Origin of the sequence: Eggerthella sinensis, assembly GCF_003339815.1 — a bacterium.
In the GTDB taxonomy this organism is placed as follows: Bacteria; Actinomycetota; Coriobacteriia; order Coriobacteriales; family Eggerthellaceae; genus Eggerthella; species Eggerthella sinensis.
Genome location: NZ_PPTT01000014.1, coordinates 71,479 through 97,071 on the forward strand (window position 1 = coordinate 71,479; position 25,593 = coordinate 97,071).

The following is a 25,593-nucleotide window of genomic DNA, read 5'->3' on the forward strand; positions in this document are numbered from 1 at the left end:
CGTGCGTGTTTGAACCGAAGTTCTGCGGCGCCCGCCCCCTCGTGCAGCGGACGAGGCGGGCGCCGGTCGTGCCGGGCAGCGCCTAGAACGCCATGGCCTCTTTGTAGCCCGCGTTCACGGCCTCGAGCGTGCGGTACACCTTGCCGGCGGGCGTGGTGGCGTCGCCGATGAGCTTGGCGTTCGGGAACGCCTTGACCACCTCGTCGTACAGCTTCGTGTTGGCCTCGACGCCCAGGGACAGCAGCACGGTATCGCACTCGAGCAGCTGCTCCTCGCCCGTCTCGACGTTCTGGACCTTCGCGCCCTTCTTCGTCACCTCGACGAGCTTGGTGAGGGGCATGAGCTTGACGCCCTTCTGCTTCACGAGGTTGATGGTGGGGTTCTTGTCGATGATGCCGATGCCGTTGCCCATCTTCTTGGCCTCTTCGATGACCGTGATCTCGCGGCCGTCGCTCATGGATTCGGCAACCTCGAGGCCGGCGAAGCCGCCGCCCACCACCACGACGCGCTTGCCCACGATAGCGGTGGGGCCGCTCGCCATGTTGAGGCCCATGCGCATGAAGCCCACGGTGCCGCCCTGCGCCTTGATAGCCGCCACGGCCGCCTTCCAGATGAGGCCCTTGCCCTCGGGCACGATACCGGCAACCATGTCCTTGATGTCCTGCGAGCTCACGACGTTCTTGCCGTCGATGCCCGGCACGTCCACGCCGATGACCTCGCCGCCGGGCGCGACGATGACCTCGTCGGGGTTGAGCGCCTTGATGGTGTCGGCGTTCACGTACGTGCTCAGCTTGAGCTCGATGTTGGGATGGAGCTTCATCTCCTCTTTCCAGTAGGTCACGAGGGGCTCGATCTTCTCGTTGAGCACCTGCGCCATGTTGAGCAGGCCGCCCACGCGGTCGGACTTGTCGAGCACGGTCACCTTGTGGCCGCGCACGGCCGCCACGCGCGCCGTCTCGAGGCCGCCGGGGCCGGCGCCCACGACGACGATGTGCTTCTTCTCGTCGGCGGGCTTGTCCTCGGGATGCCCGATGGCGATGTTGTCGATGTTGCCGTTCACCGAGCACCAGATGGGCTGGCCGAGGAACGTGTGGTCGAGGCAGCGGCTGCACACGATGCAGGGGCGAACCTGCTCGGGATGGCCCGCGGCCACCTTGCCGGCCGTCTCCGGATCGGCGATGAACTGGCGCGCCATGCCCACGGCGTCGCCGTAGCCCTGCGTGACCACCTTGTCGCACATGTCCAGCGTGTTGATGCGCGTGCCGGGGAACACGGGCTTGTCCGTGACGGTCTTCACCTGCTTGGCCAGGTCGATGAACTCGCCTTCGGGCACGATCTGGTTCGCCACGGGGCGCGGGGCCTCATGGAAGCCGGCCTGCACCGACCAGGCGTCCACGCCGTGCTTCTCGATGATCGGGATGAGCTCGAGGGTGTCCTCGATGCGGTTGCCGTTCGGCATGAGGTCGTCGGCGGAGATGCGCACGAGCACCGGGGTGTTCGGGCAGACGCGATGCACTTCGTCGAGGATCTCGGTGAGCAGGCGGGCGCGGTTCTCGGGGCTTCCGCCGTACTCGTCGGTGCGGTGGTTCGAGTACTTGGACAGGAAGCGCATGACCATGTAGCCGATGCCCGCGTGGATCTCGATGATGTCGAAGCCGGCTTCGACGGCGCGGCGCGCGGCCTCGCCGTACTGCTTCACCACGATGGCGATTTCTTCCTTGGTGTACTCGCACTCGGGCATGCCCACGAACGGGCCGCTCGGCACGTCCTTCGACGGGGCGTAGGACTTCAGCTCGTCGTCGCCCGACGCGCGCCACTCGTAGCACAGCTGCAGCTGCACGGCCGTCTTGGCACCGTGCTTGTGGCACGCCTCGTTGATGCGGGCGAGGCCGGGAACGAAGGCGTCGTCCCAGATGCCGGCCGCACCGGTGGTGGTGTGGTACTTCGGCGTCGCGTTGAAGCAGTCGCTGATGTAGGCGCTGCCCAGCTCCAGCAGACCCGTGCCGCCCTTGGCGCGCTCCTCGTAGAAGTCGACGATGGCATCGGTGATGTAGTAGTTGTCGACCATCTCGGTGGTCATGGGCAGCATGACGAACCGGTTCCTGATCTCAACGTCTCCGATGCTGAACGGTTCCAGCAGCTTCTGATACTTTGCCACGATGCAAACCCCTTTCCGCTTTATGCAGTGCTCAAGCGTCTCTCTGCGCGATTGTCGCGAGGTCGATCTATGCGAACTATCCCTCTCAACGCGTCCGCTCACCCCGCTGCCATCATTGTAGGCTCCCTAAAAGCTCGATACGATGGACAGAATTATCAGTTTGTAGAGTAAGCGTTAAAAAAGTCTCCCAATTTAAGGCAAGATGAACCGCTAATCACGGGTAATTCCCCCAAAACAGGGGCACTCGACCGGATATGGTTCCGAAGAATACTGCACATATTTTGTTCTTTGTCCTAGAAATGTCCGAAAACGCGACGTATAATAGCTCTGGCACTATCATCATTACCGAGAGCGAGGCCCGATCCCATGAACGCGCTCAGCACGATGCTCCTCATCGCCGACACCTTCGTGTCCCTCTGCGACGAAATGCCCCTCAAGAAGGTGTCCATCAGCGACATCATCGAGCGCACGGGCAAGAACCGCAAGACGTTCTACTACCACTTCGAGAACAAGGACTGCCTCATCACGTGGATCTTCCGCTACGACCTCGGCCAGGAGCTCAAGCGCCGCTTTCCCGAAAGCGCCCTCGTGTACGAGGCCGGCACGAACGACTCCTCGGCGCAGTTCCCCTTCTACATCCTGCAGAAGTCGGGCGTGCGCTCGCTCGATCACGCCGAGTTCTTCGAGTGCTTCGCGCGCGTGCTCGAGGCGAAGCGCCACTTCTACACCCAGGCCCTCGCCGACACGAACCCGTACTCGCTGCGCAACTACCTGTACCACCTGTACCTGCCCGCGCTGCGCAACGACATCGACCTCATCCTGGCGAACCGCTACCTGCCGCAGGAGAACATCCAGTTCCTCGCGGAGTTCTACACGTGCGCCTTCCTGTACTACTTCATCCGCAAGTGCGACCAGCCCGGCGCCGACCGCCTCACCGGGCAGGCCGGGCCCTTCGCCAACATCATCCACAGCTCGCTCGAAGCGCAGATCAAAGAAGCGCAGCTGCGCCGCAACCTGTAGGCCCGCGCCTGCGAGCGCGCTCAGTCCGCGAACTTCACTGGCAGCGCCGCCGCGCCCAGCTCGCGCACGGCGGCGCTCATCGGCTGCAGGTGCGCTCCCACGAGCATCTTCGACGTCGCGTGCGCCAGGAGCGCGCCGCGCCCGTCAAACGCCTCGGCCTCGCACAGGCACATGGTGCGCCCGCGCTTGATGACGCGCCCCGTTGCCGTGACGGGCCCCGTGCCGGTCGCCTTCAGGCAGGTCGTGGACAGGTCGATCGTGGTGAACCCCTCGTCCTCGGCGAGCGAGCCGTACAGCGCCCAGTACGCGGCGCAGTCCAGCAGCGAGGCGTACGCGCCGCCGTGGGCCCCGCCGAACGCGTTCATATGCTTGCGCTCGAACGTGCACGCCACGCGGCACGACCCCTCGGCCAGTTCCACGAGCTCGATGCCGAGCAGCTCGAAGTACGGCGAGCGGTTGATCAGCTCCATCACCGCGTTCGCATGATCCGGATTCATGGTGCCCATAGCGCGTGCCGCCCTTCCCTCTTCGTCGTATCCTCCTTTCATGGTAGCGTCCCGCGCCGCGCCGCGACACGGCCAAACCGCACGGTTCGGGTCATGCCCGCCGCCCTACGACCCGCAGCGCACGGCGCCCCGGCGCGCCAGCTCGTCCACCGCGTCGGCGTCGAAGCCCAGCTCGCGCAGCACCTCCGCGGTGTGCTCGCCGTGGGCGGGCGCCTCGACGGCGTCGTCGAGGGAGGGCCGCATGCCGGCGATGGCGTGCGGCAGGTTCGTCTGCAGCACGCGCCCGGCGCGCGGGAAGTCGCGGTAGGCCACCATGGACGGCTCGCGCTCCATGAGCTGCGCGAGGGCCGCGTTCTTGTCGATGACCGCCGCGATGCACAGGTCCTTGTCGGCCAGCCACGCCTCCCATTCGGCCAGCGTGCGCGAGGCCACGAGCGCGCACATGCGCTCGTAGGCGTCGTCGGGCTGGTCGATGAGCTCGGGCACGCCCGCGTCCTCGCAGAACGACGCCCAGAACTTGTCCTCGATGAGCCCGAACGCCAAGCGGCCGCCGTCGGACGTCTCGTAGATGTTGTAGAAGCAGCAGCGCTCGGGAAACGCGATGGTGTCCTCGCTGATCGATTCGTCCTGGAAGCCCCACCGCGTGTCGATGAGCGAGTTCCACCACACGAACGAGTCGAACATCGACACGTCGATGAAGCGCCCCTCCCCCGATATCTCGCGGTCGTACAGCGCCGCGAGCATGCTCTGCGCCGCCACCATGGAGCTGGCGAGGTCGCACAGGTGCAGCGGCGCCTTCACGCCGCCGTTGAGCGAGAGGTAGCCGCTCTGCGCCTGCATGTTCAAATCGTGCAGCGGCAGCTGGCTGCGCGGGTCGTCCTGGCCGTAGCCCGAGAACGAGCAGTACACGATGCGCGGGTTGACGGCGCGCACAGCCGCGTAGTCGATGCCGAGCTTCTTCGTGACGCCGGGGCGGAAGCTTTCCACCACCACGTCGGCGCCCTTCACGAGCTTCATGAACGCCGCGTGCGCGTCGGCGTCCTTCAAGTCGAGCGCCACCGAGCGCTTGTTGCGCCCGAGCGCCTCGATGTAGTAGCTCATGCCGCCGCGCTGCGGATGCTCGTGGCGGCAGAAGTCGCCGAGCCCCGTGTCCTCCACCTTGATGACGTCGGCCCCTAAATCGGCGAGCACCTGCGTGGCGTAGCCGCCGGGCAGGTACCGCGACAAATCGAGCACGCGCAGCCGCGCGAACGAGGGATTGCCCATGAGTCGCTCCTTTCGAACCTGCGCGCATCGCGCGCTCGAACCCTTCCCCAACGATACCCCACCCGCGCCCCGCCGAGGAGGGCGCTTTCATTGGCATTGCCAATGAAAGGTGCTCGCGCAACCTATATCGCCAGGTCGCACGAGCGAACTCGCGCGCATGAGACCGTTGCATAAAACGTTTCAATCGAAAGGGCGCGCCTTTTCAATTGGACGGGCGCGCACGCGGGCACGGACAATGGACGGCAGGTAGACCGCGCCGCAGTACCGCGGCGCTCGAAGCAGAGGAGGAACCATGGGTAAGCTCACGCCAGAGGAATTCGATGCGCACCTCAAAGCACTGCGCGCCTTCGTCGAGGGGCCCTGCGAGGAGATGCAAGCCGACATCGAGGTGACGAACAAGTTCCCGCAGGAGTTCTACGACCAGTGCAACGAGCACAACATCTACCGCATGTCGCTGCCGGAGGAGTACGGCGGCTGGGGGCTCAACGAGCTCGAGACGCTCAAGTGCCAGGAGGAGTTCTCCCGCGGCCCCGGCGGCATGCGCATGCACATGCACTTCGCCCAGGATCTCAACTGGCGCCCGCTCTACGACTACGGCTCCGAGGAGCTCAAGGCCGAGCTCATGCCGAAGTTCCAGGACAAGTCCATCTTCTCGGCCTGGTGCCTCACCGAGGCCACGGGCGGCACGGGCGCCGACCTCCACACCACGGCCGTGAAGGACGAGAACGGCGACTACATCCTCAACGGCGAGAAGTGGCTCATCTCGTTCACCGACATGAACACCCACTCCTACATCCACGCCGTCACCGACCCCGCCGCCGACCCCGACCATCGCCTGTCCACGTTCTACGTGCCGGTGGACACCCCGGGCTACGAGGTCACGCCCATGCCCCACATGATGGGCTGCCGCGGCGCCGGCCACACGGGCCTCAAGTTCACCAACATGAAGGTTGACAAGAAGTACCTGCTCGGCGAGGAAGGCCAGGGCATGGAGATCGCCATGCACTCGCTGGCCGTGTCGCGCGTGCACATCGCCGCGTCGAACCTCGGCATGGCGCAGCGCATGCTGGAAATCTCCCTCGCGCGCGCCAACGACCGCATCACGTTCGGCAAGCCCATCATCTCGCGCCAGGCCATCAAGATGAAGATCGCGAACATGCAGATGTACATCCACGCGCTGCGCACGATGGTGTACGACTTCTGCAAGGACTACATGGCCGAGCCCAACGGCGCCTACATCGCCGAGAAGGCGGCGTGCTGCAAGCTGTTCTCCATCGACACGACGCGTCTCGTGTCCGACGAGATGCTGGAGATCTTCGGCGGCGACGGCTACTTCGAGGACAACCCCTTCGGCCCCGTCGAGCGCCTCTACCGCGACTGCCGCGCCATGTGGCTCGAAGAGGGCGCGCCCACGGTGCAACGCATCACCATCGCGCGCGACTGCATCAAGCACGGCGGCCAGATGGCGTACCGCGACTAGCGTCTCGGCTGCATGACCGTTCCTTCGACATCCTCCTCGCGCGCGTGCGCACCCCAACGGCTCTCGCCCACGCGCACGCGCGCCACCTGGAAGCCTCGGGTGGACGAGGCGGACGTGCCCGTGTACCGATGCGCCCGCTGCGGGCGCGTCCTCGTGGCAGTGGGAGCCGCGGCGGCCTCCGTCGACACCGACCTGTGGCGCTCGACCATCGTGCGCTCCCCCTACGCCGAGCCCGCCTGCGCCTCGTGCGCTTCGTGCGCTTCCTGCTCCCCCGACCTGCTGCAGCCCGTGGCGTTTCGCGCCGCGTGCGCCGCCGACGAGGGGTTCTCCTACGCCTTCACCGGCGGCATGGACGCGAACAGGCTCACGCTTTCCTGGGCGCCCGAAACGCCCGCGCCGACGCTCGCGGTGCTCAAGACGTTCACCGGCCTGCAAGTGGCGGACGCGCCGCGCGGCCGCACCGTCACGTTCTTCCTCGCCGACGAGGACGCCTACTGCTACTGCGACCTCGATCCCTGCGAGTGGTGCGTGGCGCGCTGCAAGCGCGGCTTCAAGCTGTACGTGCTGCGCGCCGACGGAGCCGGCCTGCGCTTCCTCTGCGAGCTGCCTCCCAACGCCAAGCCGCGCGAGGAATGATCAGGCAGGCACGGCGAACGTGCGCTCCGCCTCGTCGGACGCGGCAGGCTCCGTCGCGGCGGGCTCGGACGCCGAGGCGATGGACGAGAAGCGCGTGGCCGTCTCGATGAAGCTCTCCACCACCTGGCTGCGGTAGATGCGCTTGTCGTAGGCGAGGTAGATGATGTGCAGATCGTCGGGCACGTCGACGAGTTCGAGCTTTTTCACGTGGTCGAACCGCTCGATGGCGAACGTGTCCAGCATGACGCCCGGCATGGCGTGGTTGGCCACGACGACGCTCGTCAGCATGAACTCGTCGTCGTACACGATGGTGGGCTGGATGCCGTGCCCCTCGAACAGCCGCCTCACCTCCAACCCGAGCGGCGTGCCCGGCGCGTAGCTGGCGAACGGCACGCCCGCAAGCTCGGACAGCGACACGCTGTCGCGCGCGGCGAAGGGGCTGTCCTCGTGCACCACCAGCACGAGGCGCTTCGACAGCATGGGCACGAAGCACAGGTTCGGCTCGTTTTCGGCCTTCGACGCGAAGATGAGGTCGAACTCCTGCGCCTTGAGCGAGCGGATGAGCGGCAGCGTGAACTCCACGGAGAACCCCATCTTCACCTCGTAGCCGTACTCCTGCCAGAACTGCTGCAGCAGCGCGGGAAGGAAGTCGTGCTGGATGGTGGGGATGGTGCCGATGCTGAGCGAGCCGCAGTTCACCGTGCCCTGCGCGCGCACCGACGCGATGGAACGGTCGAGCTCGCCGAGCACCCCGGCGACGTCGGCGTAGAAGTCGCGCCCGTGCTTCGTGAGCTTGATCTGGCGCCCGTCGCGGAAGAACAGGGGCACGCCCAGCTCGTGCTCGAGCGCCTTGATGGACAGGCTGAGCGTGGGCTGGGTGATATAGAGCTCTTTCGCCGCGCGGGTCATGTGCTGCGTCTCCGCCAGCTTCTTGAAGTTGTACAGCTGCGAAAGGGAAAGCGAAGAAGAGTTGTTCATGGATGCCTCCTCATCTGCCGCCGCGATGCCGACGTTCGGCCCTTGTCCCTATCCTAGGCCCTTATCGCGGACGACGCCACGGCCAGCCTGAGCGTTCTGTTGCGCTGCAAAAAGGGCGCGCATCGTGCGCGCCCCTCCAAACGCCTATTCCCACAGCGCCCGCAGTTTTCGCTTGCCGATGGAGATGGCCGCCAGGCCGGTGACCAGCACCACCACGAGCATGACGAGCCCCACCACGAACACGGTGTCGAACCCGTACGACGAGCCCACCCACGCCCAGATCATCGAGGCGAACGCGCCGATGAGGTTGAACACGGTGGAGATGCGCGAGTAGATCACCGGGTACTCGCGCGTGCCGAAGATGGAGCGCGTGAGCGCCGGCACGAGCACCACCGCCGTGGCGTAGAACGCGCCGAAGATGAACGCGCCGCCGTACAGCATGAATTCCGAGGCGAAGCCGAACCAGCACAGGAAGATGCCCACCACGCCGGCCGCGAACGCGAACCACAAGGCGCCCTTGACGCTCTTGTCCACGGCCGCGCCCAGGATGATCTTGAACAGCGCCTGCCCCACCATCATGACGGTGGACATGATGCCGCCCACCACGAGCACATCGAAGGCCACGCCCGTGAGCGACTTCGTGTACGTGGGGAACTGCATGGCGATGAGGTTCGCGATGTTGATGATGCCCGCGCAGATGCACACGAGGTAGAACGCCGACGACTTCATGGCGAGCGACGCGGACAACCCCTGCGGCTTCGGCGCCTCCTTGCCCTCGGACACCGTGGCGCCGTAGGGCGCCAGGCCGCAGTCGGACGGGCGCGTGCGCACGCAGAACAGCGTGAACGGCAGCGAGGTGACCAGCGCGATGACCGCCCAGATGAGGTAGATCTGATGGAAGTCCATGCCGCCGGACTTGAGCGCGGTGAACACCATGGACCACAGCGCCCCGCCGATGCCGGTGAAGGCCATGCACAGGCCGATGAAGAACCCGGCCCGCTCGTAGAACCAGTTGTTGACCAGCACGGGAATGGCCAGCCACAGGATGGATATCTCGCCGAGGCCCAGCAGCACGCCGGCCACGTAGAACAGGTAGATATTGGTCGAGAAGCCCATCAGCGCGAACGCAGCGGCCACGCTGCAGGCCGATGCGCTCAAGATGATGCGCACGTCCACCTTCTGCAGCAGCTTGCCGGCGAAGGGCGAGGCGACGGTCATGGTGAGGTACATGATGGTCACGTACAGCGCGAACGAGGTCGTGGGGATGCCGAGGGCCTCCGACACGACCGGTTGGAACAATCCCCAGGTTGAAAAGCAGAGCGCCGAACATCCGAACGTGATCATGATGCCGGTGAGAACGACGAGCAGATGACGCGACGAGAGTTTCTCGCGTGCTTGAGTAGCCATACAACCCCCTCTTGAAATGGGTGGAACGAACCCGGACGTTGAGCGGCGTCCGGGTTCGCAGGGTGGGGTGCCAGCGCCGAGGCGCGGCGGAGATTAGAGGTTCTTGAACTGGTACTTCTCAGGATTGTCCTTGACGTCCTGCTTGTTGCGCGGGTTCATCTTCGCGCGGCCGATCACGCCGTCCTGAGACACGGCGCCAAGCACCTGGTTGCGGTTCTCCATCTTGACCTGCGTCTCGAAGCTCGTGCCGTCGACGGCCGCATGGATGGACTCCTTCGTGAGGCGCAGCGCCATGGGAGCCGTGGTGTCGCACATGTGGTGCGCGAGCTCGACGGCCTTCGCCACCACCTCGTCGTCGGGCACCACTTCGAGGCCGAAGCCCCAGCTGTGCAGCGTTTCGGCATCCCAGCGGTCCGGCGAGGACATGATGCGGAAGGCGCGCTCGTAGCCGACGATCTTCGGCAGGTAGAACGAGCCGGACATGTCGGTGCCGGTGTAGCCGATGGCCAGGTAGCCGGCGTTCATCTTGAACGACTCGCCCAGGATGCGCATGTCGCAGGCGCAGGACAACGACATGCCGCCGCCCACGGCGTAGCCCTTGAGGGCACCGATGATGGGCTGCTCGCAGCGGTGCATGTACACCACCTGGTCGGAGCAGATGCGCTGCATGAGGTAGTACATCGTCTGCACGTCGCCCATGTCGTCGGGATGCTCCATGGCCAGGTCGTTCAGGTTGAAGCCGGCGCAGAAGGCGCGGCCCTCGCCCGTCAGCACGATGACGCGGCACTCGTGGTCCATGCGCACCTTGATGAGGAACTCGTTGAACTCGGCCATCTGCGCGTAGGACATGGCGTTGAGGTTGCCGGGGTCGTTGAACGAGACGATGTAGACGGGGCCGTCCTTCTCGACGGTGATCTTCTCGTAGTTGTCGTACGTGAACTCGGGGACGCAGTACTTCTCCTGGTACACACTCATGTTGTTCCTCCTCAGATACGGTTCGTCCCGGTGACCCTGAGCATCCGGGATCGCATGGGACACAGGCTACAGGCCGCCGCCCGCGCCGAACACGGACAGAAATCGCCCTCTTGCCACCCTTCGCGCATTCCATTGAAGGTTTCAATGAATGATTCTTGCTCATGTGGATAACGACGCGGGCGCTCGCCGCTCTATGGTGTTTGACCTGCTGTTATTCTGGCCTTCGAATGCGCTCGGCCATCAGAAGGTGCGGGTTTGACCAATGAATGCCCCGCGCACGGGCCGCGCGACCATAGAAAAGCGCTCCGAGGCTGGTATTCCTTTTCCAAATGGATACGCCGCCAATTCGCGGCCACCTTGAATTGGAGGGATGCGCCGCCGCGCGCCATACTGGAAGCAGGCGGCGCGGCGCCGCTCGAGACGCAGACATCAGGAGGATGAGATGAACCCGAACGCCACCATCACCGACGAACAGTTCGAAGCCTACCTCGCGCAGATCCGCGCGCTTGTCGAAGGCCCCTTCGAGGAGCTGCAGAAGGAGGTGGAGGTGACCAACGCCTTCCCCGACGAGTTCTACGAGCTGGCGCGCGAGAACGACCTCTACCGCTTCTACCTGCCCGCCTGCTACGGCGGCTGGAACCTCAGCGAGCTCGAGATCCTGCGCGTGCAGGAGGAGTTCTCGCGCGGCCCCGGCGGCATGCGCATGCACCTGCATCACGCGGCCGACATGAACTGGCGCATCCTCGACGACTACGGCAAGCCCGAGCTCAAGGCGCGCCACATGCAGCGCTTCCAGGACAAGGGCGTGTACTGCAACTTCGCCATCACCGAGCAGACGGGCGGCACGGGCGCCGACATCCACGCCACCGCCCTCAAGCAGCCCGACGGCACCTACCTGCTCAACGGCGAGAAGTGGCTCATCTCGCACACCGACTGCTCGGACTTCACCTACGTCATCGCCGTCACCGACCCCGCGAGCGACAAGGACAGCCGTCTCTCGGCGTTCTTCGTGCCCAACGACGCTCCCGGCTTCGAAGTGGTGCCCATGCCCCATATGATGGGCTGCCGCGGCGCGGGCCATGCCGCGCTTAGGTTCACCGACGTCAGGCTCGACCCGCTCTACCTGCTCGGCGAGGAAGGCCAGGGCATGGAGGTGGCCATCCACTCGCTGTCGGTGTCGCGCGTCCACATCGCCATGTCGAACCTCGGCATGGCGCAGCGCATGTTGGAAATCTCCCTCAAGCGCGCGCAGGACCGCGTGACCTTCGGCAAGCCCATCGCCGCGCGTCAGATGATCAAGGCGAAGATCGCCGACATGCAGAAGATGGTGCACGTGCTGCGCTGCGCCGTGTACGATTTCGCGCGCGACTTCGACCGCGACCCGCACAACCCGCAGATCACCGAGAAGGCCGCCATCTGCAAGCTGTTCTCCATCGACACGGTGAAGCTCGTGTCCGACGAGATGCTGGAGATATTCGGCGGCGACGGCTACTTCGAGGACTGCCCCTACGGCCCCGTCGAGCGCCTATACCGCGACTGCCGCGCCATGTGGCTCGAGGAAGGCGCGCCCTGCGTGCAGCGCATCACCATCGCCCGCGAGGCCGAAGCCCGCGGCGGCGCCCTCGACTACACGTTCGCCTAGCCCTCCCCGTGCGGGGAAACCGCTGCGCCGCGGCCGTTTCCTCGCGCACCCCCTAGATGCGCGAGGTTGACCGGCCGCGCAGGGGCGCTCGTGAGCTACACTGGCCTCGAACGCGAAACGGGGGCCGACCATGAATCTCTCACAGGTGCGCTACTTCAAGAAGCTGGCCGAGGTGCAGCACTACACGCGTGCGGCGAAGGAGCTGTTCATCTCGCAGCCCACGCTGTCGAACTCCATCTCCCAGCTCGAGCGCGAGCTGGGCATCCCCCTGTTCGAGCGCGAGAACCGCGCCGTGCGGCTCACGCGCTACGGCGAGGAGTTCTACGCCTACGCGAGCCAGGCGCTCCAGCTGCTCGACAAGGGCGTGGCCATCGCGCACGAGCACGCCGGCTCCCTGTCCGGCACCATCGAGATCGGCACCGTCTACAGCATCCAGGGCGACTACCTGCCCGCGCTCATGAGCGCCTACCGCGCCGCCTGCGGAACGGCCGTCACCACGAACGTCTCCCAGGGGCTCACGCTGCCCCTCGTCGAGGACCTCGAGCGCGACCGCTACGAGGTGGTGTTCGCGGCGCACGTGCCCGGCAAGCCGAAGCTCACGTTCGTGCCCGTGTTCGAGCAGCGGCTCGTGGCCATCATGCACCGCCGCCACCCGCTTGCCGCAGCTGACGAGGTCACCTTCGACGACGTGCACGCCGCCGAGCGGCTGCTGTCCTACCCGCCGCAGACGCCCGTCGGATGCGAGGTGGCGCGCCTGCTCGAGCGCCACGGCATCGCGCTCGCCGGGCCCTTCTACCACGACGAGATCACCCTGGCCAGCATGGTGGAAAGCACGCAGGGCGCCGTCGGCCTCGCGCTCGACACCATCGGCCTCGCCCCGTTCGCCGACATCGCGGTCAAGCCGCTCGCCGGCGTCGACGACGCCTTCCACGCCATCAACCTCGTGTACAAGACGAGCGCCTTCAAAACCCGCGCGCTCGAGAGCTTCATCGCCTTCGCCCGCGCCTTCGTCTGGAAGCCGCGCTGAAAAGGGCGCGCGGCGCATGATCGCCGCGCGCCCTCGAGACGTGCGCAGTGCTTTGCGTGCCGCAGCGATGCGGCCGCAGGTCGGCGCGTCGTCGCGCCGCGGGTCGCCCTAGCGGCGCTGCTCCTGCTTGTCGTTGAGCAGGCGGTTGAGCGCGTTGAGGTAGGCTTTCGTGGACGACACGACGATGTCGCCGTCGGCGCCGCGGCCCGTGTAGGCGTCGCCCGACGGGTCGGTCACGCGGATGGTGACCTCGCCCAGCGCGTCGATGCCGCGCGTGACGGACTGCACCGAGAACTCGGTGAGGTCGTTGTCCACCTGCACGATCTTGTTCACGGCCTTGCACATGGCGTCGATGGGGCCCGCGCCGTACTCGCAGGCGGTGACCACCTGGTCGGCCTGGTTGCGCAGCGTGACGGTGGCCGTCGGCGTGAGCGGGAAGCCGCAGCTGATCTGCACGCCCTCGAGCGTGTACAGCGCGCTCTCGTTGCGTTCGCGCTCGTTCACGAGGCTTTCCAGATCCTCGTCGTACACTTCCTTCTTCTTGTCGGCCAGGTTGAGGAACGCCTCGTACACCTGATCGAGCGCCTCGCCCTCAAGCTCGTAGCCCAGCTCGTCGAGGCGGTGCTTCAGGGCCGCATGGCCCGAGCGCGCCGTGAGCACGATCTGGCTGGTGCCCGCGCCCACGTCGGCCGGGTCGATGATCTCGTAGGTGTCGCGCTTCTTGAGCACGCCGTCCTGGTGGATGCCGGAGGAGTGCGCGAAGGCGTTCGCGCCCACGATGGCCTTGTTGGCCTGCACGTTCATGCCCGTGATGGACGACACGAGGCGGCTCGCCTTGATGAACTCGCGCGCGTTGATATCGGTGTGGGCGTCCAGCTCGTCGCCGTGCATGCGGATGCCCATGACCACTTCTTCCATGGCCGTGTTGCCCGCGCGCTCGCCCAAGCCGTTGATGGTGCATTCCACCTGCGTGGCGCCGCATCTCACGCCGGCCAGCGACAGCGCCGTGGCCATGCCGAGGTCGTTGTGGCAGTGCACCGACACGGTGGCACGCTCGATGCCGTCCACGTGGTCCATGAGGTACTTGATGCGGCAGCCGAACTCCTCGGGCAGCGAGTAGCCCGTGGTGTCGGGGATGTTCACCACGGTGGCGCCGGCCTTGATGACGGCTTCGATGACGCGCGCGAGGAAGGCGTAGTCGGAGCGGCCCGCGTCCTCGGCGTAGAACTGCACGTCCTCGACGAATTTCTTGGCGTAGGACACGGCCTTCACCGCGCGCTCGACGCACTCGTCCTCGGTGATGCGCAGCTTGTCGCGCATGTGGCTCGGGCTCACGCCGATGCCCGTGTGGATGCGCGGGCGCTTGGCGTACTTGAGCGCGTCGGCCGCCGCGTCGATGTCCTTCTCCACCGCGCGCGTGAGGCCGCACACCGTGGCCTGGTCGCCCGCGAGCTCGGCGATGCGGCGGACGGACTCGAAGTCGCCGGGGCTCGAGATGGGGAAGCCCGCCTCGATGACGTCGACGTTGAGTCGCAGAAGTTGACGCGCCACGACCAGCTTCTCCTCGGTGTTCATGGAGGCGCCCGGCGACTGTTCGCCGTCGCGGAGCGTCGTGTCGAAGATGTCAATCTTGCGAGTCATGTGCGTGTTCCTTCCTTCTCGACCCACTATATAGTTTGACTATCATAGCAAATATGCCAGGCGTATCGCTTCGGATTGTCTCCCGGCGCGCGAAAAAGAAGCCCGGCAAGCGCAGGGAGCGCTTGCCGGGCCCGATGCCGACGACGTGCTGAAGAGGAGGTCGCACGCGCTAGCAGGAGGGTGAGCTCGCTTTCGCGTCGGCGCCCGTCGCGCCGTGGTCGCCATCGGCGACGAGCAGGTCGTTCGGCGAGGCCTTCATGATGAAGCGCTCGGTGAGGACGAGGAAGGCCAGCGCGCCGAGGGCGATGACGCCGCACAGCACGGCGATCTCCACCCAGGAAGGCGCGTACCAGCTGGTCACAGCCCACACGTCCATCCCTGTGGCGCTCGCCGACGTACCGTCGATGAGACCGGGGGCACCGTAGGTGTTCGGCGTGATGAACGAGGTGAACAGCAGCCACACGCGCTTGCAGAACACGCCCACCACGACGCACGCCGAGGAGAACACGATGAGACCGGTCTTCTGGCGGTTCTTGGCGAACACGAGGATGGTGAACGGGATGAGCACGCCCACGATGATCTCGATCCAGAAGTACGGGGCGGTGGCGCCGAAGAACATCTGGGACAGCACGTTCCAACCGCCCTCCGTGCCGGGATACGCGGTGGTCAGAAGCTCGCAGCCCACCATGTAGCCGTCGACGGCGATGCAGGTGGCCAACAGTCCCGCCAGCATGGCCAACAGCTTCTTCGACGTTTCGAAGATGCCGCGCTTGTTGAGCCACACGAGCGCGATGAGCAGCAGCGCCAGGCCGGAGTCCATGGCGGACGCGACGAACAGCGGGCCCATGATGGCGCTGTGCCAGCCCTCGCGGGCGATCTGCAGGGCGAAGATCCACGCCGTCACCGTGTGCACGAGGATGGCGATGGGCAGGGCGAAGCGCGACACGATGGCGATCTTGGACTTGTCGGCCTTCTTCGAGGTCATGAAGTACAGGTAGATCAGGTTGATGACGAGGTACAACGTGATGACGCAGATATCCCAGAACAAAGGCGAGATGAGGTTCGGCGACAGGATGAGGTTGAACAGGCGCGCCACGCCGCCGAGGTCGAGGATGACCAGCAGGCCCGCGCAGCAGATGCACACCGTGGACACGCACACGGCCGGCAGCGCCACCTTCTTGAACTCGGTCACGTGGAAGATCGACGCCGAGGAGGCCACGATGAGGCCGCCGGCGGAGAGTCCCACGAAGAACATGAACGAGGCGATGTACAGGCCCCAGGAGGTGCCGTTGTTCATGCCGGTCACGCCCAGGCCGAACATGGTCTGGTAGATCCAGGCAGCGGCTCCGAAGGCGGCGATGACGGCCAAGACGATCATCACCGGCCGGGAGATTCGTTTCGTTTGCATTCCTACCCCCTAGTCGTTGTAGTAGCGGAGCTGCGGGCGGGTGCCGAACTCCTCGAGCAGCTGATGGGCCTTGTTCTCGCGCACGACCTTCGAGATCTCGGAATCGGGATCGTCCAGGTCGCCGAACACGCGGGCGCGGCCGGGACACACGCGCACGCACATGGGGATGTCGCCGCGGTCGGTGCGCTCCTTGCACAGCGTGCACTTCTCGGCGACGCCCTTCGGGCGCACCGGCACGTCTTTGTCGCCGTAGTTCCAGTTGGGGTCGCGCTCGGGCTCGTTCCAGTTGAACACGCGGGCGTTGTACGGGCACGCGGCCATGCAGATGCGGCAGCCGATGCACTTGTCGTAGTGGATCTCGACGCGGCCCTTATCGTCCTTGTACGTGGCGCCCACCGGGCACACCTTGAGGCACGCGGGGTTCTCGCAGTGCTGGCAGGCCACGGGGATGTACGTGCGGCTGAGGTTCGGGTAGGTTCCCTGCGCGCCGTCCACCGTGTCCACGCCGTCGGTCTCCACGCGGATGTACAGCATGTTCATGGGGATGTTGTTCTGCATCTTGCAGGCGTTGGCGCAGGTGTTGCACCCAACGCAACGCTCGAGGTTGATGGCGATGCCAAGCTTCGTCATGGTTGCTCACCTACGCTTTCTTGATCTCGACGAGGGTGTCGGAGAACGGGATGACCGGGCCGCACATCAGCTCGGCGCCGCGCTCTACGTACCCGTCGTTCGTCACGTTCTGCACGTTGCCCTCGATGAGGTAGTCGGCCGTCTGGCCTTCGAACATGCGCGCGCTGCCGGGGCGGATGGACTCGTTGGCCTTCACGCGGCACTGGTAGGAGCCGCGGTCGTTGAACACCTCGACGGCGTCGCCCGTGGCAAGCCCGCGCGTCTCCATCTCCACCGGGTTGAGCTCGATGCGCGGCTCGGCGAACTGCTGCAGCCACTTCGCGTCGTTGAACTGGTTGTGGATGCGGTAGCGCGTGCGCACGTTGGCCAGCTGCAGGGGGTACTTCCCCGCCAGCTCGCTGTCGGCGTGCGCCTCGAGCGGCGGCTCGTAGGTGGGCAGCGCCTGGTCGTAGGCCACCAGGCCGTCGTAGTACACGTCCATGCGGGTGGAGGTGGTGGCGAACACGCGGTCCATGAACTCGCGGCGCGGCTCCTCGATGCCCTCGAGCGGGTACACGCCCTGCTTTTCGTTGATCTTGTCGATGGTGAGCGACGAGACGTAGGGGTCCTCGGAGGAGGACAGCACCTTCGCCACCCACTCGTCAGAGGTCTTCGGCAGGTACTGGTCCACGCCGAAGCGCTTCGCGATCTCCTTGCCGATCCAGAAGTCGGTGCGGGCCTCGAACAGCGGGTCGATGATCTTGTTCTGCAGCACGATGTTGCTGTAGCCCACCTTGACGTTGCCCACCTCGGTGTCGTTCTCGAAGCGCGTGCAGGCGGGCAGGATGATGTCGGCCCACTTGGCGCCCTCGGTGAAGTACGGGTCGATGGTGACGATGAAGTCGAGGCCGCGCGCGAAATCGGCGGTCTTGTTCATGTTGCCAATATGCTGCTGCAGCACGTCGCCGCAGAACACGCAGGCGCGCACCTTCGCGTTGCCCTCGCGGGCGTCGTACAGCGGCATCTCGAGCGTGCCGGCCGCCATCTCCTCGGGCAGCTCCCACGCGCCGAGCGCGCCGGCATGGCCGTTGTAGCTGCCGCCGACGAACACGCCCACGCCGGCGCCCACCTTGCCCACGTTGCCCGTGAGGGCCACGAGCGTGGCGGCGGCATGGCCGGCGATGTCGGCGTTGCCCATCTTGTCGTTGCCGCCCCACCCGAGCGCCAGGCACGCGGGGCCTTCGGCGTATTCGCGGGCGAGCTCGCGGATGGTGTCGGCGGGAACGCCGGACACGCCTTCGGCCCATTCGGCGGTGTAGGAGGCCTGCTTCTTCTTGAGCAGGGAGAACACGGTAGTGCACTGCGTGCCGTCAACGGTGAAGGTGCCCTCGAGCGCCGGCGTGACCGTGGCGTCGGTGTGCGGCGCCTTCGCGCCTGCGGCCGCGTCCCACACGAAGAAGGGGTTCTGCTCGCCCGTCTCGGGCTCTTCGGCCGCCGGGTCTTCGGCATGGTCGCGCAGCAGCTTGCCGGTGGAGGCGTCCACGAGGAACGGCAGCGAGGTGTGGTTCAGCACGAAGTCCTCGTCGTAGAGCTGCTCGTCGAGGATGACGCTGGCCATGCCCAGGAAGAAGGCCGCATCGGTGCCCGGCGTGATGGGCACCCACTGGTCGGACTTGCCGGCCGTCGTGGAGAAGTGCGGGTCCACCGTCACCATGCGGGTGCCGGACTCCTTCGCCTCGAAGAACAGGCGCACGTTGGGCAGGCTCGATTCGAGGAAGTTGCTGCCCACGTTGAGCACGAGGTTGGAGTTCACCCAGTCGCGCGCTTCGCAGGTGGCCATGGCGTAGCCGCCGCCGAAGCCGATGGCGGGGTCCAGGCCGTTGCCGATGCCCACGTCGATGCCCGAGCTGCCGTCGACCTGCGCGCCGAGCGTGGCGGCGAGCCAGGGGAAGTTGGCCTCGGCGCCCGAGGAGATGACCACGCAGTCCTTGCCGTGCTTGGCCTGGAGCTCTTTGAGGGTGTCGCACACCTCGTCGAGCGCTTCGTCCCAGGAGATGGGCGTGAACTCGCCCGCGCCGCGCTCGCCCGTCCGCTTGAGAGGGGTCTGCACGCGGTGGTCGCCGTAGATGTGCTGGACCTCGGAGATGCCCTTCACGCAGATGGTCTCGTACCGGTCGTCGCAGCAGTTGTTCGGCTGCACCGACACCATGCGGCCGTCGCGCACCGTGCACGCGAGCGGGCACATGCCGCCGCAGTGCGACTGGTGGTACGTGTACGCCGTGTACTCCTCGCCCGAATCCGCATGGGCCGGCACCAACCATTCTTCGGATGTCGCCATCGCACCGGCAGCGCCGAACAGCGCCAGGCCGGCTCCCGCGGCCGCGGTTCCCTTGATGAATCCGCGTCGCGTTACGTTCGCCTCGTCTATGGCCATTGCATCCCCTTTCTCAGTGACTCGCATGACCGTTTCCTCGACCGTTATTAACTGATTTGCATAGTAATATAGTTAAATAGGAAATTGAATATATACAAACAAAGAATAAACACAAGCTGCGGTAAACGGTAGCGGAAGAGCGACGAAGGCCGCGCACGTCGGATGACGCCGCGGCCTTTCGCTTACGAGAATCCTGCGTCAAGGGCATCGTATACCCACGTCAGGAACTAAGTATGATCTGTTGACGAATGTGTTCGGAGGGACGTCCCGCACCCCCGATGTTTCACGTGAAACATTTGTTCGGGGACGCTCCCCTTTCGGCCCCTACTTCCCTTTGCGCAGCGCGGAGGCGATGTCGCCGGTGAAGCCTTGCGCGTAGGGGCTCGGCACGACCACCATGTTGCCGCCCTCCTTCACGCTTTCGTTCACGAGGCTCATCATGCGCAGCTGCAGCGCGAGATCGTCCTCGCGGTAGGCGTGGGCGGCCGCGATGAACATGTCGGAGATGTCCTTCTCCACCTCGGCCAGCACCACGCGGGCGTTGCGCTCCTGCTGCGCCTGCGCTTCGGCCGACATGGCCTTCTGCAGCTCCTGGGGCATGCGGATGTCGCGGATTTCCACGTCGATGATGGTGACGCCCCACTGCTCGGTCTTCTCTTCGATGTTCTTCTTCAGCTGCTTGTCGATGTGCGCGCGCTGCATGGACAGCTCGGCGATCTCCACCTGGCCGATGGCGTCGCGCAGCGCGGTCTGCGCCACGAGCGATGCGGAGTGCTCGTAGTCCTCCACCGCCAGGCACGCCTTCTTCGGGTCCCACACCATCCAGAACACGACGGCGTCGAGGTCCACCGGCACGAGGTCGGCCGTGAGCACCTGCTCGGCCGAGCACGCGATGGACGAGATGCGCTGGTCGATGACGATGGTCACCGAATCGACCACGGGCACGGTGACGTACAGGCCCGGTCCAGCCAACCGGCGGAAGCGCCCGAAGCGCAGCACGACGGCGCGCTCCCACTCGTAGGCGATGTGCACGCTGCTTGCCAAGCCGAGGCCCGCCAGCACGCCCAGCCCCACGGTGAACGCAGAGCGGAAGGGGTAGGTGACGCCCACCACCACGGCGAACCCGATGAGAAACAGCGTGATGGCCAGCACGAACGCACCGCGGCGCGACGCTTTTCGCCGTCCGGAGGCGGTCTCTTCCCCGCCGGAGAGCACGTCGTTCGATCGATCGTTGCCGCGTTTGCCGAACTTGATCATACCTCGCTCCTATCCCATCTGGGAGATTTTATCCTGGAAGCGCCCCGCGATCTCCTCGCGCGTCATGCCCAGCTCCTCGCATTGGCGAATGAAGTCGCTCATCATAGCATCGACGGTGGATTCGACGGAATCCTCATCGTCGAACGCCGGGTTTTCGGCCACGAACGTGCCGCGTCCGCGCTTCGACATGATGAGGCCGGCGGTTTCCATGCTGCGGTACACCTTGTTCACGGTGTTGTAGTTGATGTTGAGGTTGACGGCCATCTCGTGCACGGTGGGAAGCTGATCGCCCGGCTGGTACTGGCCCGTCTGAATAAGGAAGACGAGGCGATTGCGCAGCTGCACCCAGATGGGCACGCCGCTGCGTTCGTCTATGCTGAAATTCTCCATATGGTTGCTTCCTCGGCGCGAGTTCCCATCCCGGCGCTCATTATCTTATATCCGTAGCCAACTACGACCGTATACATTTTAGCGCGCGGCACGCCGTATCGTGGCGAGAATCGCGCATTCGATCGAGCACGCTCATAGATAGGAGATAAGCTCCATGAACGGGGCCACGCACAGGCAGTAGCGCAGGAAGAAGCCGCCGAGCAGGAGCAGGATGCCGATGCAGGCGCTCGTGCGCGCGTCGGCGCGGTAGAAGGCCAGCTCGAGCACGAACGGCGCCGCCAAACCCGCCACCGCGAGCGCGCTCCAGAACACGGGCGCCAAGTCGCCCGTCACCAGGCGCGCGGCCGCCGCGCTCGACAGCGGGTCGGTCATCGCCAGCAGAAGCAGCGCCGTCAGCGCCAGGGCCTCGAGCACGAGCAGCACCGCATCGACGCGCGCGACGGCGCGGAACAGCACGCCCGACGGCGCGTCGCACACGAGCGGCAGGATGAGCAGCACGCCGCCCCCGCACGACAGCGACGAGCACACGAACAGCACGGGCACGAGGGGCGACCCCAGAAACGGCAGCGTCCAGATGGTGGACAGGAACAGCCCCGAGTACACCATCACCACGACGGCGCTCGCGCAGCCCGCCGTCTTCACGGCCAGCACGGCACCGCGCCCGAGGCGCAGCGCCTTCGTGTTGCACGCGATGAGCAGCACGGCCGCGCCGACGAACGCCACGAGCGCCCACGCGCCCACCGACAGCACCGAACCCGCCGGGTTCAGCAGCACCTCGAGCGCCAGCTCAGGGCGCCCCAGGTCGAGCAGGAGGCACGTCGCCCCCACCGCCACCATGCCGCACGACGCGACGAGCGCCGGCAGCGCGATGCGCCCGAGCGGCTTCGCCAGCCCCGGCACCGTGCGCGCCCGCCACGACAGGTACACGGCCGCGACGAACGCGCCGCAGCCGGCACCCGCGAGGAACAGGTAGATGACGATGAGCGGGCTGAACATGGCTCCTGCTTCTGCCCGGCTACAGCTTCACGTACCAGAGGTTCTTGAGGTCTCCCAGGCCCGCGCGCAGCTTCGCCAGCACGGCGTCGTCAACCGCGCCCTCCACGTTCATGTACACGAGCGCGCACTGCTCGGCCGGCTTCGTGCCGATCTGCATCGTGGTGATGTTGATGCCCGCCTCGCCCAGGATGGTGCCGATGGTGCCCACGCGGCCCGGCGCGTCCACGTACTCGAACACGAGCGACTGGCTGGCCGGCGCGATGTCCAGCTGGTAGCCCAGCAGCGACACGAGGCGCGCGGCCTGCGCCTCGCCCGCCAGCGTGCAGGCCACCTCGGTGCCGTCCGCCACCACCGACACGGTGGACGCGTAGCCGCCGGCGTCCGGCGCCGACAGCGTGTCGACCTTGATGCCGTGGCGCTTCGCCACCGCATCGGCGTTCACCGGCGTCACCGTGGCCGTGTTCTGGTACGACAGCAGGCCCTTGAGCGTGCCCGCCACGAGGATGGACACGTCGGCGTTCGCCAGCGAGCCGGCGGCCGTCAGCTTGAGGAACTGCGGGATCTCGCCGTCGATCTGCGCGAGCATGCTGCCCATCATCTGGCATGCGGGCACGTACGGGCCCACCGCGTCCATCACCTCGGGCGGCACGGGCGCCATGTTGAGGGCCGTCGGCACGATGGAGCCCTCGAGACCGGCGGCCACGTACTCGGCGGTCTGCACGCCGGCGCGCAGCTGCGCCTCCTTCGTCGACGCGCCGAGGTGCGGCGTGAGGATGGCGTTGTCGAACTCGTGCAGCGGGCTCGCCAGGCACGGCTCGCTCTCGTACACGTCGAGGCCCACGGCGCCGATCTTGCCGGCCGCCAGGAAGTCGGCGAGCGAGTCGACGTTGTAGATGCCGCCGCGCGCGGCGTTCACCAGCACCACGCCGTCCTTCATGCGCGCGTACTGGTCGGGGCCGAACATCCCGATGGTTTCCTTCGTCTTGGGCAGGTGCACGGTGATGAAGTCGGCGAGCGGCACGATGGCGTCCACGTCGTCGTACAGCGTGACGCCCAGCTGCTCGGCGCGCTCGGGGCTGCAGTACGGGTCGTAGCCGATGAGCTTCATGCCGAAGGAGCGTGCGCGCTCGGCCACGAGCCCGCCGATGCGGCCGAGGCCGAAGATGGCCAGCGTCTTCTCGTACAGCTCGACGCCCGTGAACTTGCTGCGCTCCCACTTCCCCTCGTGCATGGAGGCGTTCGCCTGCGGCACCTTGCGCGCGCAGGCCAGCATGAGACCCAGCGCGTGCTCGGCGGCCGACACGATGTTCGACGTGGGGGCGTTGCACACGATGACGCCGCATTCGGTGGCGGCTTCCACGTCCACGTTGTCCACGCCCACGCCGGCGCGGCCGATGATGCGCAGGTTCTTCGCCGCTTCGATGACCGCGCGGTCCACCTTCGTCGCCGAACGCACGATGAGCGCGTCGTAGGCGGGAATGGTCGCGATCAGCTCTTCGGGCGACAGCTCCAACACGACGTCAACCTCGTAGCCCTTGTCGCGAAGCACCGCAAGGCCGGCGTCGGCCAGCTTCTCGGTAACGAGCACCTTCTTCGTCATAACGGTAACCACCTTACACCTGTATGTTCCTGTTTGAGATGCCGCGCGAAAAGCCCGGCCCGACCATGATAGTGCAAACGCGCACAATATGCGCGTAACCAGCGAAAATATCAGAAACCCACCTTTGGGGTGTACCCGGTTTTTGCCGCGTTCGGTACGGTTTCGACGCGAACCAGCCCGCAACGACGCGTTTCGGGCGCAAGGGAGAAACGAGAGGAACCCATGGAAAACAACCGGGCCCGCACGGGCATCAGCAGAAGGACGTTTTTAGGAGCGGCCGCGGTGGCGGGCGTGCAGGTGGCCGTGTTCGGCTTGGCCGGGTGCGCGCCGAAGGCCTCCGGCGAGGAGGCGTCGTATAAGGCCGGCACGTACACCGGCGAAGCCGAGGGCAAGTTCGACAAGATCGTCGTGGAGGCCGACTTCTCAGAGCAGGCCATCGAGGGCGTGCGCGTGATGTACAGCGCCGAAACCGAGCGCATCTCGGCCCCGGCGCTCGAGCAGATGCCCGCGCGCATCGTGAGCGCGCAGGGCCTCGGCGTGGACACCGTCACGGGCGCGACGCTGACCAGCATGGGCATCGTGCAGGCGGTGGCATCGTGCGTCGAGCAGGCGGGCGGCAGCGCGAGCGCCCTCAAGCGCGTCGGCGCGACGGAGCCCACCGGAGCCGTCGAGCAGCTCGAAGCCGACGTCGTGGTCATCGGCGCGGGCGCGTCGGGCATGGGCGGCGCCATTGCGGCCGCACAGGGCGGCAAGCGCGTGGTGGTGCTCGAGAAGAACTCGAACATCGGCGGCAACTGCCTCGTGTCGGGCGGCTACCTGGAGTACCTCACGGCCCCCGATGCGGCGCGTCCCGCAATGACGCCCGAATTCGACCGCTACGTGGAAGACGTGCTGGCAAGCGAAACGGCAGCGGCGTCGGACCCCGCCTTCATCGCGCAGGTGCGCGCGCAGTACGACGAGTTCAAGGCCTCGGGCTCCACGAAGCTGTTCGACTCGCTCGACTTCTACACGCTTGACTTCGCCGCCACCTCCGGCGAGGGACTTCCGCCCGAGGCGTACCGCCCCACGGCGAACAACATCGCCAACCTCAACGACTGGATGACCGACCTGGGCTTCGAGTGGGCCACGCCCCTGCACGCCATCACGGGCTACACCTATCCGCGCTGGTCGAACCCCACGGTGGGCGAAGGCGGCGAGGGCTACTTCGACTTCTTCGACGAGGTGCTGGGCACGCAGGACCTCGGCGTGAACGTGATGCTGGCCTGCGCCGCGCAGGAGCTCATCGTGGAGGACGGCGCCGTGGCGGGCGTGAAGGCGCTCGGCGAGGACGGCACCGCCTACACGGTGTCCGCGCCGCAGGTGCTCATCGCCTCGGGCGGCTTCGCCGGCAACTCCGACATGCTGAAGGAGTACAACACCTCGTGGAACTACCCCGACGGGCCGCTGTCCACCACGAACGTCAACGGCCACACCGGCGACGGCATCCGCATGGCCGTCGAGCTGGGCGCGGGCGTGGAGGACATGGGCAACCAGATGTTGTTCCCGTTCAACAGCCCCATCACCCTGTCGGCCGAGGACATCATGGGCGCCTTCGGCGACAGCCCCGTGGTGAACAAGGAAGGGAAGCGCTTCGCGGACGAGACCACCGACCGCTTCACGTTGGCCGACGCGCTCATGCAGCAGACCGACAACTATTGCTTCTTCGTCTGCGACAACAAGTGCAGCGACTACCCCTCGCCCGAGCGTCAGGAGGTGCTGCTGCGCACGAAGCAGCTGTTCAAGGCCGACACCATCGAAGGGCTGGCCGAGCAGATGGGCTGCGATCCCGCAACGCTGAAGGCCACCATCGACGCGTTCAACGCCCACGCGGCCTCGGGCGACGACGACGAGTTCGGCCGCTACATCTACACCGAGCTAAGCTCGGTTGAAGAGCCCCCGTTCTTCGCCTCCCCCGCCACCTGGGCCGCCCACATCACCCTCGGCGGCCTCACCGCCGACGACGAGACGCACGAAGTGCTCGACGAATCCGGCGCCCCCATCCCCGGCCTCTACGCCGCCGGAGAAGCCCGCAACACCATCTGCGGCGTCAGCAGCATAGGCGACGGCGTAGCCGCCGGACAGGCGCTTGCCGGGTAGGTTGCTTGCCCTCCAGCCCCTTCCTCC

Annotated in this window: 20 protein-coding genes; 6 read left to right on the top strand and 14 right to left on the bottom strand. The window is 66.1% G+C overall.

Annotated elements, in window-relative coordinates; translation table 11 throughout:
• Nucleotides 1-82: 82 nt before the first annotated feature.
• Nucleotides 83-2,158 (bottom strand): oxidoreductase, encoded by a 2,076-nt coding sequence (locus tag C1876_RS09340; protein ID WP_114546459.1) that lies wholly within the window; start codon nucleotides 2,156-2,158, stop codon nucleotides 83-85.
• Nucleotides 2,159-2,524: 366 nt separating this feature from the next.
• Here C1876_RS09340 and C1876_RS09345 point away from each other — a divergent pair, with 366 nt between their 5' ends.
• The gene (locus tag C1876_RS09345) at nucleotides 2,525-3,178 is read left to right on the top strand and encodes a TetR/AcrR family transcriptional regulator C-terminal domain-containing protein (protein WP_114546460.1); all 654 of its coding nucleotides are present in this window, start codon (nucleotides 2,525-2,527) and stop codon (nucleotides 3,176-3,178) included.
• A gap of 20 nt (nucleotides 3,179-3,198) precedes the next feature.
• Here the strand turns inward: C1876_RS09345 and C1876_RS09350 are convergent, their stop codons facing one another.
• Together C1876_RS09350 and C1876_RS09355 are read right to left on the bottom strand one after the other, a co-directional pair.
• On the bottom strand, nucleotides 3,199-3,684 hold the full coding sequence (locus C1876_RS09350) for a PaaI family thioesterase (protein WP_114546461.1): 486 nt from the start codon (nucleotides 3,682-3,684) through the stop codon (nucleotides 3,199-3,201).
• Nucleotides 3,685-3,789: 105 nt separating this feature from the next.
• Entirely contained in the window at nucleotides 3,790-4,950 is a 1,161-nt protein-coding gene (locus C1876_RS09355; RefSeq protein ID WP_114546462.1) for a CaiB/BaiF CoA transferase family protein, read from the bottom strand.
• A 292-nt stretch (nucleotides 4,951-5,242) separates the two neighbouring features.
• Here C1876_RS09355 and C1876_RS09360 point away from each other — a divergent pair, with 292 nt between their 5' ends.
• Together C1876_RS09360 and C1876_RS09365 are read left to right on the top strand one after the other, a co-directional pair.
• Nucleotides 5,243-6,430, top strand: coding sequence for an acyl-CoA dehydrogenase family protein (locus C1876_RS09360; protein WP_114546463.1), 1,188 nt, complete (start codon nucleotides 5,243-5,245; stop codon nucleotides 6,428-6,430).
• Between the two features lie 99 nt (nucleotides 6,431-6,529).
• Entirely contained in the window at nucleotides 6,530-7,066 is a 537-nt protein-coding gene (locus C1876_RS09365) for a hypothetical protein (protein ID WP_114546464.1), read from the top strand.
• Here C1876_RS09365 and C1876_RS09370 read toward each other — a convergent pair whose 3' ends face one another.
• The 3 genes from C1876_RS09370 to C1876_RS09380 form a co-directional block, all read right to left on the bottom strand.
• Nucleotides 7,067-8,044 carry a LysR family transcriptional regulator gene (locus tag C1876_RS09370; protein ID WP_114546465.1) on the bottom strand — a complete coding sequence of 326 codons (978 nt, stop codon included), beginning with the start codon at nucleotides 8,042-8,044 and terminating at the stop codon, nucleotides 7,067-7,069.
• Nucleotides 8,045-8,188: 144 nt separating this feature from the next.
• On the bottom strand, nucleotides 8,189-9,451 hold the full coding sequence (locus tag C1876_RS09375) for an MFS transporter (RefSeq protein WP_114546466.1): 1,263 nt from the start codon (nucleotides 9,449-9,451) through the stop codon (nucleotides 8,189-8,191).
• Nucleotides 9,452-9,544: 93 nt separating this feature from the next.
• The gene (locus tag C1876_RS09380; protein ID WP_114546467.1) at nucleotides 9,545-10,426 is read right to left on the bottom strand and encodes an enoyl-CoA hydratase/isomerase family protein; all 882 of its coding nucleotides are present in this window, start codon (nucleotides 10,424-10,426) and stop codon (nucleotides 9,545-9,547) included.
• A gap of 442 nt (nucleotides 10,427-10,868) precedes the next feature.
• On the opposite strand from C1876_RS09380, the gene C1876_RS09385 reads away from it, so the two are divergent.
• Nucleotides 10,869-12,068: an acyl-CoA dehydrogenase family protein gene (locus C1876_RS09385; protein WP_114546468.1), complete on the top strand. Its 1,200-nt coding sequence runs from the start codon at nucleotides 10,869-10,871 to the stop codon at nucleotides 12,066-12,068.
• A gap of 130 nt (nucleotides 12,069-12,198) precedes the next feature.
• The gene (locus C1876_RS09390) at nucleotides 12,199-13,095 is read left to right on the top strand and encodes a LysR family transcriptional regulator (protein WP_114546469.1); all 897 of its coding nucleotides are present in this window, start codon (nucleotides 12,199-12,201) and stop codon (nucleotides 13,093-13,095) included.
• A gap of 108 nt (nucleotides 13,096-13,203) precedes the next feature.
• Here C1876_RS09390 and C1876_RS09395 read toward each other — a convergent pair whose 3' ends face one another.
• The 8 genes from C1876_RS09395 to serA form a co-directional block, all read right to left on the bottom strand.
• Complete coding sequence (locus C1876_RS09395) at nucleotides 13,204-14,736, bottom strand: 2-isopropylmalate synthase (RefSeq protein WP_114546470.1); 1,533 nt, start codon at nucleotides 14,734-14,736, stop codon at nucleotides 13,204-13,206.
• Between the two features lie 169 nt (nucleotides 14,737-14,905).
• Nucleotides 14,906-16,144: an NrfD/PsrC family molybdoenzyme membrane anchor subunit gene (nrfD, locus tag C1876_RS09400; RefSeq protein ID WP_114546471.1), complete on the bottom strand. Its 1,239-nt coding sequence runs from the start codon at nucleotides 16,142-16,144 to the stop codon at nucleotides 14,906-14,908.
• Between the two features lie 9 nt (nucleotides 16,145-16,153).
• The gene (locus tag C1876_RS09405) at nucleotides 16,154-16,774 is read right to left on the bottom strand and encodes a 4Fe-4S dicluster domain-containing protein (RefSeq protein ID WP_114546472.1); all 621 of its coding nucleotides are present in this window, start codon (nucleotides 16,772-16,774) and stop codon (nucleotides 16,154-16,156) included.
• Nucleotides 16,775-16,784: 10 nt separating this feature from the next.
• Nucleotides 16,785-19,187, bottom strand: coding sequence for a molybdopterin-dependent oxidoreductase (locus C1876_RS09410; RefSeq protein ID WP_114546473.1), 2,403 nt, complete (start codon nucleotides 19,185-19,187; stop codon nucleotides 16,785-16,787).
• 324 nt (nucleotides 19,188-19,511) lie between these two features.
• Nucleotides 19,512-20,444 carry a slipin family protein gene (locus tag C1876_RS09415; protein ID WP_114546474.1) on the bottom strand — a complete coding sequence of 311 codons (933 nt, stop codon included), beginning with the start codon at nucleotides 20,442-20,444 and terminating at the stop codon, nucleotides 19,512-19,514.
• Nucleotides 20,445-20,453: 9 nt separating this feature from the next.
• The gene (locus C1876_RS09420; RefSeq protein WP_114546475.1) at nucleotides 20,454-20,834 is read right to left on the bottom strand and encodes a GntR family transcriptional regulator; all 381 of its coding nucleotides are present in this window, start codon (nucleotides 20,832-20,834) and stop codon (nucleotides 20,454-20,456) included.
• 132 nt (nucleotides 20,835-20,966) lie between these two features.
• The gene (gene nrfD, locus C1876_RS09425; protein WP_114546476.1) at nucleotides 20,967-21,830 is read right to left on the bottom strand and encodes an NrfD/PsrC family molybdoenzyme membrane anchor subunit; all 864 of its coding nucleotides are present in this window, start codon (nucleotides 21,828-21,830) and stop codon (nucleotides 20,967-20,969) included.
• Between the two features lie 19 nt (nucleotides 21,831-21,849).
• Nucleotides 21,850-23,430 carry a phosphoglycerate dehydrogenase gene (gene serA, locus C1876_RS09430; RefSeq protein ID WP_114546477.1) on the bottom strand — a complete coding sequence of 527 codons (1,581 nt, stop codon included), beginning with the start codon at nucleotides 23,428-23,430 and terminating at the stop codon, nucleotides 21,850-21,852.
• 222 nt (nucleotides 23,431-23,652) lie between these two features.
• Between serA and C1876_RS09435 the strand changes: the two genes are divergently transcribed.
• Nucleotides 23,653-25,566, top strand: a complete 1,914-nt coding sequence (locus tag C1876_RS09435) for an FAD-dependent oxidoreductase (protein WP_114546478.1) — start codon at nucleotides 23,653-23,655, stop codon at nucleotides 25,564-25,566.
• The last annotated feature ends 27 nt before the right edge of the window (nucleotides 25,567-25,593 follow it).

What these genes read in the sequence shown, in the direction of transcription:
- C1876_RS09345 (WP_114546460.1), top strand. Translation starts at nt 2,525, where the DNA reads ATGAACGCGCTCAGCACGATGCTCCTCATCGCCGACACCTTCGTGTCC.
- C1876_RS09350 (WP_114546461.1), bottom strand. Translation starts at nt 3,684, where the DNA reads ATGGGCACCATGAATCCGGATCATGCGAACGCGGTGATGGAGCTGATC.
- C1876_RS09355 (WP_114546462.1), bottom strand. Translation starts at nt 4,950, where the DNA reads ATGGGCAATCCCTCGTTCGCGCGGCTGCGCGTGCTCGATTTGTCGCGG.
- C1876_RS09360 (WP_114546463.1), top strand. Translation starts at nt 5,243, where the DNA reads ATGGGTAAGCTCACGCCAGAGGAATTCGATGCGCACCTCAAAGCACTG.
- C1876_RS09370 (WP_114546465.1), bottom strand. Translation starts at nt 8,044, where the DNA reads ATGAACAACTCTTCTTCGCTTTCCCTTTCGCAGCTGTACAACTTCAAG.
- C1876_RS09375 (WP_114546466.1), bottom strand. Translation starts at nt 9,451, where the DNA reads ATGGCTACTCAAGCACGCGAGAAACTCTCGTCGCGTCATCTGCTCGTC.
- C1876_RS09380 (WP_114546467.1), bottom strand. Translation starts at nt 10,426, where the DNA reads ATGAGTGTGTACCAGGAGAAGTACTGCGTCCCCGAGTTCACGTACGAC.
- C1876_RS09385 (WP_114546468.1), top strand. Translation starts at nt 10,869, where the DNA reads ATGAACCCGAACGCCACCATCACCGACGAACAGTTCGAAGCCTACCTC.
- C1876_RS09390 (WP_114546469.1), top strand. Translation starts at nt 12,199, where the DNA reads ATGAATCTCTCACAGGTGCGCTACTTCAAGAAGCTGGCCGAGGTGCAG.
- C1876_RS09395 (WP_114546470.1), bottom strand. Translation starts at nt 14,736, where the DNA reads ATGACTCGCAAGATTGACATCTTCGACACGACGCTCCGCGACGGCGAA.
- nrfD (WP_114546471.1), bottom strand. Translation starts at nt 16,144, where the DNA reads ATGCAAACGAAACGAATCTCCCGGCCGGTGATGATCGTCTTGGCCGTC.
- C1876_RS09405 (WP_114546472.1), bottom strand. Translation starts at nt 16,774, where the DNA reads ATGACGAAGCTTGGCATCGCCATCAACCTCGAGCGTTGCGTTGGGTGC.
- C1876_RS09410 (WP_114546473.1), bottom strand. Translation starts at nt 19,187, where the DNA reads ATGGCCATAGACGAGGCGAACGTAACGCGACGCGGATTCATCAAGGGA.
- C1876_RS09415 (WP_114546474.1), bottom strand. Translation starts at nt 20,444, where the DNA reads ATGATCAAGTTCGGCAAACGCGGCAACGATCGATCGAACGACGTGCTC.
- C1876_RS09420 (WP_114546475.1), bottom strand. Translation starts at nt 20,834, where the DNA reads ATGGAGAATTTCAGCATAGACGAACGCAGCGGCGTGCCCATCTGGGTG.
- nrfD (WP_114546476.1), bottom strand. Translation starts at nt 21,830, where the DNA reads ATGTTCAGCCCGCTCATCGTCATCTACCTGTTCCTCGCGGGTGCCGGC.
- serA (WP_114546477.1), bottom strand. Translation starts at nt 23,430, where the DNA reads ATGACGAAGAAGGTGCTCGTTACCGAGAAGCTGGCCGACGCCGGCCTT.
- C1876_RS09435 (WP_114546478.1), top strand. Translation starts at nt 23,653, where the DNA reads ATGGAAAACAACCGGGCCCGCACGGGCATCAGCAGAAGGACGTTTTTA.